This window comes from Haliea sp. (assembly GCF_040222615.1).
Classification (GTDB): Bacteria; Pseudomonadota; Gammaproteobacteria; order Pseudomonadales; family Halieaceae; genus Haliea.
Genome location: NZ_JAVKCQ010000196.1, coordinates 1 through 8,072 on the forward strand (window position 1 = coordinate 1; position 8,072 = coordinate 8,072).

The 8,072-nt window shown below is 66.3% G+C and carries 7 protein-coding genes; 2 read left to right on the forward strand and 5 right to left on the reverse strand.

The annotated features are described in order from the left end of the window. The coding region (locus RJQ10_RS15530) for a DUF1302 domain-containing protein (RefSeq protein WP_350148227.1) at nt 1-1,218 on the reverse strand (1,218 nt) is incomplete at its 3' end. A 155-nt stretch (nt 1,219-1,373) separates the two neighbouring features. Here RJQ10_RS15530 and RJQ10_RS15535 point away from each other — a divergent pair. Then, the gene (locus tag RJQ10_RS15535) at nt 1,374-1,844 is read left to right on the forward strand and encodes a pyridoxamine 5'-phosphate oxidase family protein (protein ID WP_350148229.1); all 471 of its coding nucleotides are present in this window, start codon (nt 1,374-1,376) and stop codon (nt 1,842-1,844) included. Here RJQ10_RS15535 and RJQ10_RS15540 read toward each other — a convergent pair. The 4 genes from RJQ10_RS15540 to RJQ10_RS15555 form a co-directional block, all read right to left on the reverse strand. Continuing rightward, on the reverse strand, nt 1,819-2,568 hold the full coding sequence (locus RJQ10_RS15540; protein WP_350148231.1) for a universal stress protein: 750 nt from the start codon (nt 2,566-2,568) through the stop codon (nt 1,819-1,821). The genes RJQ10_RS15535 and RJQ10_RS15540 overlap by 26 nt on opposite strands. Further along, complete coding sequence (locus RJQ10_RS15545) at nt 2,558-4,942, reverse strand: Lon protease family protein (protein WP_350148233.1); 2,385 nt, start codon at nt 4,940-4,942, stop codon at nt 2,558-2,560. The genes RJQ10_RS15540 and RJQ10_RS15545 overlap by 11 nt, the downstream gene beginning before the upstream one ends. Nucleotides 4,943-4,995: 53 nt before the next feature. After that, on the reverse strand, nt 4,996-5,283 hold the full coding sequence (locus tag RJQ10_RS15550; protein ID WP_350148235.1) for a hypothetical protein: 288 nt from the start codon (nt 5,281-5,283) through the stop codon (nt 4,996-4,998). A gap of 298 nt (nt 5,284-5,581) precedes the next feature. Continuing rightward, nucleotides 5,582-6,925 (reverse strand): serine hydrolase domain-containing protein, encoded by a 1,344-nt coding sequence (locus RJQ10_RS15555; protein WP_350148237.1) that lies wholly within the window; start codon nt 6,923-6,925, stop codon nt 5,582-5,584. 129 nt (nt 6,926-7,054) lie between these two features. On the opposite strand from RJQ10_RS15555, the gene RJQ10_RS15560 reads away from it, so the two are divergent. Further along, the coding region (locus tag RJQ10_RS15560) for a hypothetical protein (protein WP_350148238.1) at nt 7,055-8,072 on the forward strand (1,018 nt) is incomplete at its 3' end.

Genomic DNA, 8,072 nt, shown 5'->3' on the forward strand with positions numbered 1-8,072 from the left:
CGCCGCACTGCCCAGCGCCACTGCCTGCAGCAGATCCGTGGTGTTGATCTGCAGCGGGAAATCCGGCCGGTAACTCAGCTCACCGGATACCGCCCAGTCGCCGAGGTTGGTGGCAAAAGTCAGGCCCCAGAGTTCGATGTCCTCCGGGAACTCGAAGAAGTAATCGGGGTTGGCGCCGAAATTGACCGGAAAGCCAAAGGCGACGGTCGCATTGTTGGCGCTGAAGATCGGCGTGCGGCTGTGGTAATTCAGGTAGTACAGGCCGAACTCGGTGGCATTGAGGGCTTCGGAATAGTAGCGGAATGCCAGGCCCCACTGTCCGGAATCGGAGGCCTCCACATCGTCACTGCGAGGCAGGATCAGGCCCGCCGCTTCGGCACTGCTGTCGGGCACCGCGCCGGAAATGGTCAGGTAGTCGCAGCCGCCGCCGTAAGGATCCGCGGAATTCCAGTAGGTGCCGCATTCGTCGAGGATGGTGCGCTGCCAGTCGTACTGGACAAAGGCTTCCATGCTGAGGTCACCGGTCACGCCGTAGTTGGCGTAGACCATCCCCACCGGCAGCAGGGCCTCCTTGATCTCCGAGCCCGGCTTGCGCAGGGCGGTCACATCAAACGGGTTGACCACGTTGACGCCGTTCTGGATGAAGGTGCTTTCGCCCCAGCTCAGCACCATATTGCCGGCGCGCAATTCAAGCGGGCTTTCTCCCACATCGAAGCTGCCGAAGAGATAATAATCGAGGAATTCGACGCCGCGATAGCGCGCCAGGCGCTCGAAACCCGAGGTATCCAGCTTGCGGTCCGGGACGTAGCCGTTGGCAACGTGGCCGTGTGGCACAGTGCTGGTGCCCACCTCATGGTCGTACCAGTACTTCAGGCGGGTGAAGAAACCGTAGTTGTCCCGCGTCAGCTCCAGGTCGTGTATGCCCCGGAACTGCAGCGAAAACAGATCGCCACTGTCATAGTTCAGGTTGCCATCGTCGGCGGTACTGGAGGACGCGCGGCCCTTGCCATCGGCGGTATTGCCAGGGGCCAGCAAGCCGCTGTTGGGGCTCTCCGCCCGCCAACTCGCGCCGATGGATAGATTGGAGGAAAAATTGGCCTCGAACGGCCCCAGGTCAAAGGTCACCGCCGAGGCGGGCGCCGCAAAGCCGGCTGCGACCAGGGCGGCGAGGAGCGGCGTCCTGGCTTTGCAAGGCATGCGTCCACATAGGATTTTCATGGTCTTCTCTCCTGCTGGTTATGATTGCTTATAGGCAGCACATTGTAGCGAAGTATGGACGAACACGCGGCGCAGCGCGTTGTTCCGGATCAATTTTTTTCCAGTGGGCACGGCGACCAGCTTATACTGCGCCGAAACCCCGGCTGAGGACACCCATGCCCACAACCCTGAAAGGCCCCTGGAGCCTGCCCGAGATCGAGCAGTTTCTGCAGGACACCCGCTTCCCCCTCCGCCTCGCCTGTACCAGCCGCGACGGCTACCCGCGGGTGGTGTCGGTATGGTACGCCTGGCGGGAGGGCGCCCTGCTCGGCGTATCACACGGCAAGTCCGCGCTGGTCAGGTTGCTGGAACAGGATCCGCGGGTGGGCTTTGAAGTTTCCCCCAATGACCCGCCCTACCACGGTGTGCGCGGCCAGGGCCGGGCTACCCTGACACCGCTCGGTGAGCACGATGTCCTCGAAACCCTGCTGGAGCGCTACCTGGGCCAGCAGGAGTCCCGGGTCGGCAACTGGCTGTTGGCGCGCAAGGAGGAGGAAGTGCTGATCACCGTGCATCCGGAACGCCTGTTCAGCTGGGACTATCGCCAGCGCATGGCGGACGTCAGTGCGGGTCGGGCACCACGATAACCGGCACCGGAATCCGCGCCAGCAAATTCGGGTCATCGGCTGCCAGCTGCCGCAGCTCCCCCTGGCGCAGCAACAGGGCGCCACTGCGGGCCCCCGCCAGGTTTCGTTCCAGGCTCAGCGCATCGTGTAATTGCAGGTGTTCGACGCGATCGCAGAGGGGCAGCGCCTGCACGTCTTCCGGCACCGGCTCGGACAGCACCCGCAGTGGCCCTCGTCGCGGCGGATGGTTTTCATCCAGGATCAGCACCGTGCAGGGCGCCTGCAGGATCAGCGCCCGGCAATTGGACCCCAGCCGCACGCCGCTGCAGTGTGCGGATAAACCCGCCTTGCCCAGCACCAGCAGGTCCCCCCGGTCGGCCAGGGCCAGGGCGGCATTCACCACCCGCCCGCGACTCACTTGCAGCGAATGCGCCAGATCGCGCCCCGCCACCGCCGCCTCCAGGGCTCGCCGCGCACGCTGCAGCTGACCCGCCAGGGTGACTTGCATCTCCGCCGGCGACAGCGGCCGCGCCAGACCCGAGTGGCCACCGACCTCCCGGGCAAACGGGAAATCCGCCGAGCGCAGGAGGTCCTGATCCTCCACGTACAGGGCCACCAGCTCCGCCCGGCGCTGGGTAGCGAACTCGGTCGCCGCCCGCAGGGCCGCCAGACTCTGCCGGGAAGCATCCAGCAGGGCCAGAACCCGGAGATCCGTGCGCCGGCGCCGCGGGGCGTCAACTATCATGGTCGTCATCCTCCTGGCGCTCCTCTTCACTGTCTTCCCCGCCCTTCGCCGCCTTGATCGCGGCCGCGAACAGCGCCAGACGCTCGCTCACCATGCGATCCAGCCCGGCGACAGCGGTTCCAGTCAGCAGTGCCAGCGCCTCATCGACGTGGCGGATCGCATAAATGCGAAACCGGCCATCCGCCACCGCCGCGCGGACCTCCGCCTTGAGCATGAGATGTTCGACATTGCTGGCGGGCAGCAGGACCGCGTGACCATCGACCCCGCCCTGGGCCTGGCAGACGTCGAAGAAGCCCTCGATTTTTTCGTTCACGCCGCCCACTGCCTGCACCTCGCCGTGCTGGTTGACCGAGCCGGTGACAGCAAACGACTGGTCCAGGCCCACCCGGGCGATGGCGGACACCAGGGCGCAGATCTCCGCCACCGAGGCCGAGTCACCCTCGACTCCGCCATAGGACTGCTCGAATACGAGGCTGGCCGACAGGGACAGGGGCTCATCCGGGGCATAGCGGTTGGCCAGGTAGCGGGCGATGATCATCACTGCCTTGGAGTGGATGCGCCCGCCCATGCGAGCCTCGCGTTCGATATCGACCAGCTGGCCGCTGCCGGGCCGGGCCGTGGCGGTGATGCGCGAGGGCTGGCCAAAGGCGAAGTCCCCCAAGGTCAGCACCGACAGGCCATTGACCTGGCCCACCACGGAGCCGGCGAAGGCAATCATGACCGTACCGCGGTGGATCATCTCGTGACTGCGCTCGCGCAGGCGGCTGGCGCGCCACAGCTGCTGGGTCACCGCCCGCTCCACATGATCGCGACCGATCACGCCGGCCCCGGACTCGGTCGCCCAGTGCTGCGCCTCGAACAGCAGGTCCCGCAGCTCGCGCTGGCGCGCGGTCAGCTTGCGCTGGTCGTCCGCCATGCGGCTGGCGCGCTCAATCACCGCGGCAACGCCACCCCGGTCCAGCGGCAGCAGGCCCGCCTCCCGGGCGAGGGTGGCAATCATGCGCGCGTACAGTGCCTGGTTGGCGGGATCCCGGTCCAGCTCGTCCTCCAGGTCCGCCTGCACCTTGAACAGCTCCAGGAACTCGGGGTCGTGTTCGCAGAGCAGGTAGTAAAACAGGCGCTCGCCCAGCAGCACCACCTTGACATCCAGCGGGATGGGTTCCGGTTCAAGACTCACGGTACTGATCAGGCCGTAGGCCTGCTCCAGGGACTCGGTGCGGATCTCCCCCGCCCGCAGCACCCGCTTCAGGGTCTCCCAGGCGCCGGGCTGGGTGAGCACCCCGCGCACGTCAATCAGCAGGTAGCCGCCGTTGGCGCGGTGCAGGGCACCGGCCCTGATCAGCGAGAAGTCGGTGACCAGGGTGCCATTGTGCACATGGTGCTCGGTGCGACCCACCAGATGCTGGTGGCTGGGCAGATCCTGGTAAATTACCGGGGCGCCCTTGCAACCGCTGTTATCCACCAGCAGGTTGATCTGGAAGCGACTGAACACCGACTCCGGGGACAGCTCGGGCGCCTCGGTCAGGAACACGTTGACATGCGACAGAATGGCCTCGCGACAGGCCTGCAGGTGCGCCAGCACCCCCTCCTGCTCCCGGTAGCGCGCCTCCAGTTCCGCCAGCGGCGCGCCGATCGCAGCCTGCAGCATTTCCGCGTTCAGGGCATCCACCCGATGGCGCAACTCGCGAGCCAGCTGGGGCATCTGGCGAATCGCCTGGGTCAGCTTGCGCTGCAGTATCTCGACCGTGCCTTCAATGCGCTCGCGGTCTTCCTTCGGCAGGGCGCGGAAGTCTTCCGGGGACATCATGCTGTCACCGTCGGCCTTGGCATCCACCGGAGCAAAGGTGAACCCATTGGGCGTGGATACCAGCAGGATATCCTGCTCCCGGGCCTCGCGGCGGATAGCTTCGATCGCATCGCGCTGCCGATCGCCCGTGGCCTGGTTCATTTCCTGCAGCCGGTTCTGGTATTCCTCGCTCTCGAACAGGGCGGGAATCGCGGTCTTCAGCTCGTCGACCAGCTGACCCAGATCGGTCTGCAATTGCCGACCCAGCCCCGCCGGCAGGGCGAGGTGGAGCGGACGGGAAGGATCATCGAAATTATAGCGGTAGGCCCAGTCACCGGGCTGGGTCTCGGCAACGGCACGGGTGTTGAGAAACTGCGCTACCAGTTCGTGGCGGCCGTGACCGGGATCGCCCAGGACGTAGAGGTTGAAGCCGTCACTGCGAATGGCAGTGCCGAAACTCAGGGCATCCCGGGCCCGATCGTGGCCGTACAACAAATCCAGGGATTCCAGCTCGGTGGTAAGCTCGAACTGGAAACCCTCTCCACTGCAGGCGCGATAGATTTGTTCCGGAGCCAGTGGCTCGACCATGGCAGCACTCCTTGTTCATGGATTCGCTGCCGGATCATAACAGGGACCGGAGGTCAGATGGCGAGTTCGAGCTTGCGCGCCATTTTCGCTTCAAGCTGCTGGTTCAACTTTTCCGAAATCGCCTCGACCGAAGTTGCCAGCTCGCGCTCCACCGACTCGGCCTGGGCCTGCTCGCCGCTGGCGGCGAGGGTCGGTTGCCAGTCGGCAGCCAGGGGCGCTTCGTTCATCGCCAGCGTGATGCGCGACTCGGCCTGTTCGGGGGTCTGCGCGAAGGCGGTGCTGCCCAGGGCAGCGGTCAACGCCAGGGCGGCAAGCCTGGCTGATACAGCCAACGTTTTCATTACTACATCTCCTTGATAGTCGCGACCGGGGTGGACCACCCACCCTGAAATCGCCCATGTGTTACGACACTGCACACATGGTAACAGATATACCCATTATCAAGGATTTCGGATCATGAAAGGTTTGTCATGTTGGCCGGTAAAGTACTGTGAAAAATCTCCACAGATTCTACATGGTGTTTATATACCATTGTTTTATATGATTTTTATTTACAATTTTGCTTCCGGAGCACAGAGTGTGAATATTACCGGGAGGGATTCCGGACAAAGTGTTACCCATGGCGCAGGCGATCCCTGGTCAAGCGCCATCCGGCAGCGCTGCAAGCAACTGCCCCAGCGCGGCAGAAACCGGATAGTCACCGTCGGTCCAGCCCAGCCGAACCAGTACGGCTGCGCGGGAGGGCACGATCATGACCACCTGCCCCCGGTTGCCCTGCATGGCGTAGGCGTCCGCCGGCAGATCCGGCCAGCGCAGCTGTTCGCCGCCGCCATTGAGCCAGAGCTGGTAGCCGTAGCGGGGATCATTACCGCTGTGGTTGGGACGGGTGGCGCGCGCCCCCCCGGCCGCCGGCAGCCGCGGGTCCCCGTTGAAACGCCCCGGATCCCGCAGCAGAAGACCCAGCCGCGCCCCATCGCGGGCTGAGCCGTAGACATAGGAACTGGCGACCAGTACCCCCGCCGGATCCAGCTCCAGCAGGGTATGGCGCAGGCCCAGTGGCTGGAGCAGTTCCCGGTGCAGGAAATCCAGCTGCGCCTGGGCACCCCCGAGGCGGTCGTGCAGCACGCGTGCGAGCAGGTTGCTGGTGCCCGAGGAGTAAGAGAACGTCGTCCCGGGGACCTGCGCGAGCGGGCTTGCCAGCGCCACCTCGGAGGCGCTGCGGGCCTGGAACAGCATGCGCGTGGCGTCACTGCCCGGCGCGTAGGTTTCATCCCAGTCCAGTCCCGAGGTCATCTGCAGCAGCTGCTGCAGGGTCACGGCCCGCCGCTCATCCCCGGCCCAGGCGGCAAACAGTGGCCGCGGCGGATCTGCAGGCAGCAGACCCAGCAGCTCCATGCGCCCGAGCAGAATGGCGATAACGCTCTTGCCCATGGACCAGCCGAGCAGTGAACTCTCGGCGCCGAAGCCCTCGGCATAACTCTCCGCCACCAGCTCGCCGCCGTGCAGCACGACCAACGCCCTGGTCTGCAGGCCACGGCCTTCATCCGCAGCCAGCAGCGCGGCCGTCGCGGCTTGCGCCGCCGGCGCTAGCGCCCGCGATGGCTCCGGCGCCGCGCCAGACCAGCTGCTGCCGGCGACCAGCGCATCCAGGGCCGCGGTGTCACCGATGTCCAGCGTGCAACCCAGGCCCGGCCGCCAGGTGGCACTGGCCGGCGCCAGGCCGAACAGGGAGGCCGCGACGCGGTTGTCGCCGAACTCCAGGCGCAACCGGCGATTGACCGGCGAATAGCTGGCGAGATCATCGATAATCTGTTGCGGGCCGTGGTCGCTGACGAAATGGGCCGAACAGCCCAGCTTCGCGCCCATGCCGGTCGCCACGGCCAGCGCATCCCCCAGCCGCCACAGGGAAAATCCCAGCAGCGGGGGAGCCGCCAGCACCGCCATTGCCAACAGCGCCACCACTGACAGCAGCCATTTCTTCATCGCTTGTCCATGTCCGTTTCTACGCAGCAGTGCACAGATTAGGCCAGTCGGGCGGCGGAATAAACGCTTTGCTTGAGCAGCGAAAGCTTTCCAGTACACTGGCATTTCGAACCAGGAACGGAACCGCACATGGCCGCAGCTGCGCCCTGCCCGCTTGTCATCACACTCAGCCTGACAGGGGATGGCCCTCAGCCCACCCCGGTGGATGCGGCGCTGGGCCGGACCAGCCTGGGACCTGCAAGGCTGCTCACCGCGCTGGAAACCCGGCTCGGCATTGCCGCCACCGACACCCCCTTCAGCGCCCGGCTGATCCAGTATCTCGCCTGTATCGACCAGTGTGACCAGCCGGCGGCCTTCTACCACGCCTCCTGGCAGGCAGATCCGTTCGCCGTCGCCCGCAGCCTCCTGCAATGGCGGGACCAGTGGTACCTGGGTGGCTGGAGCGGCCGCTTCGATCCCGGGGCGCCGGCGCGCCTGGCCGCTATGGCCGCGGTGGAAGAGATTGCCGCCGCCAGCGTGGAGCCCGGCCCGGGCCAGCGCCTGCAGCGGGTTTTGTCCCTGCTGCCCACGCACGACCCCGCCATCGCGGAAGTCCGGCTGCTGGACCGGCTCGACGATTTCCCGCCGCTGTGGCAGCGCCTGTTGCGGGCACTGCCGGCAACCCTGACCGAGATCGCCGAGCCCCCGCCCCGGGGGGCCGCGGGCACTGACCTGCGGCGGTTGCAGGAGCGGCTGCGGGCCGCCAGCGGGCAGGGCAAAATCGCCCTGGCGGGCGATGGCAGCCTGCGGGTACTGACCGCGGATTCCCCGCGCGGCAGTGCGCCACTGGTTGCCCGGATGATCCGGCAGCAACTGGCGGCCACCCCCGAGGCGACCCTGGCGGTGCTTGCCGGGGAGCGCGGCGACCAGCTTGACGAAGCACTGGAAGCCAGCGACGGCGCGCGCCTGGGGTTTGCCAGCAACTCGCCCTGGCGGCCGGTGTTCCAGCTACTGCCGTTGGCCTGCGAGCTGCTGTGGCAGCCACTCAACCCCACCGCCCTGTTCCAGTTCCTGTCCCACCCGGTGGGACCCCTGCCCGCGACTGTGCGGCGGACCCTGGCGCGCACCGTGGCGGCGGTGCCGGGGATCGGCGGCCAGGCCTGGGAGG

Coding starts and splice junctions, on each gene's coding strand:
- RJQ10_RS15545 (WP_350148233.1), bottom strand. CDS start 4,942: ATGGTCGAGCCACTGGCTCCGGAACAAATCTATCGCGCCTGCAGTGGA.
- RJQ10_RS15555 (WP_350148237.1), bottom strand. CDS start 6,925: ATGAAGAAATGGCTGCTGTCAGTGGTGGCGCTGTTGGCAATGGCGGTG.
- RJQ10_RS15535 (WP_350148229.1), top strand. CDS start 1,374: ATGCCCACAACCCTGAAAGGCCCCTGGAGCCTGCCCGAGATCGAGCAG.
- RJQ10_RS15540 (WP_350148231.1), bottom strand. CDS start 2,568: ATGATAGTTGACGCCCCGCGGCGCCGGCGCACGGATCTCCGGGTTCTG.
- RJQ10_RS15550 (WP_350148235.1), bottom strand. CDS start 5,283: ATGAAAACGTTGGCTGTATCAGCCAGGCTTGCCGCCCTGGCGTTGACC.